This is a genomic window from Staphylococcus sp. CoH_129_LAB_1, from assembly GCF_058191515.1.
This window is the reverse complement of record NZ_JBXWKZ010000053.1, coordinates 1-1212: the sequence shown is the minus strand read 5'-3', so window position 1 is coordinate 1212 and position 1212 is coordinate 1. Positions and strand designations below refer to the sequence as shown.

The following is a 1212-nucleotide window of genomic DNA, read 5'->3' as shown; positions in this document are numbered from 1 at the left end:
AGCAAGTACAGAAGCAAAAGATAGTGCAGCAAGTACAGAAGCAAAAGATAGTGCAGCAAGTACAGAAGCAAAAGATAGTGCAGCAAGTACAGAAGCAAAAGATAGTGCAGCAAGTACAGAAGCAAAAGATAGCGCAGCAAGTACAGAAGCAAAAGATAGTGCAACAAGTACAGAAGCAAAAGATAGTGCAGCAAGTACAGAAGCAAAAGATAGCGCAGCAAGTACAGAAGCAAAAGATAGCGCAGCAAGTACAGAAGCAAAAGATAGTGCAGCAAGTACAGAAACAAAAGATAGTGCAGCAAGTACAGAAGCAAAAGATAGTGCAGCAAGTACAGAAACAAAAGATAGTACTACAAATGAAGATTTAGGTTCATCAATTGCTATTAGTAATAATGATTCTTCAGCTGATAGTACTTCAATAACTCCACTAAGAACTTTTAGTAGAATGGCTGTAACTACATTCGCAGCAGCAGCAGCAACTTCAACTACAAACACTTATACTGGTGCTGGTACTGATACAAATTATAACATTCCAATTTACTATAAACTAACAACTGTTAATAATGGTACTTCTATGACTTTTACTTATACAGTTACATATGATAATCCTGAAACTACAACAGTAGAAAAACCAACTCAATTATCAAATGGCTATTCAATATACAATACAGGTACATCTTATCAAACAATGTTTACATTAGGTAACGGATATGGAACTCCTTCATCTGCCACGAACTATATTACAGACTCAACAGGTGCAAAGGTTAGTAAACCAGCAGCAAATACAACACCTATGGTTAAACAAGGTAATGGATATACTTGGGCAGATGGTTATCAAATGAATGGACAACAGGCTAAACAAGGCTATGGTTTAACAACGACATGGACAGTTCCTATTAATTCTGGGGGCGATACATCGTTTACATTTAATCCATATTCTACTTCTGTAACTGGAGGAACGAACTTCTTTAATGGGGAAACAATTAAGGTGACTGATCCAACAAGCACATCAACTTCACAAAGTGCGTCAACGAGCACAGCTAATTCACAAAGCGCGTCAACAAGCACAACTAATTCACAAAGTGCGTCAACAAGCACAGCTAATTCACAAAGTGCGTCAACAAGCACAGCTAATTCACAAAGTGCGTCAACGAGCACAGCTAATTCACAAAGCGCGTCAACGAGCACAGCTAATTCACAAAGCGCGTCAAC

Annotated in this window: 1 pseudogene; it reads left to right on the top strand. The window is 38.3% G+C overall.

What is annotated here, in order from left to right:
- A pseudogene (locus AC2FB1_RS10915) lies at positions 1-1212 on the top strand (hypothetical protein); the annotation flags it as partial.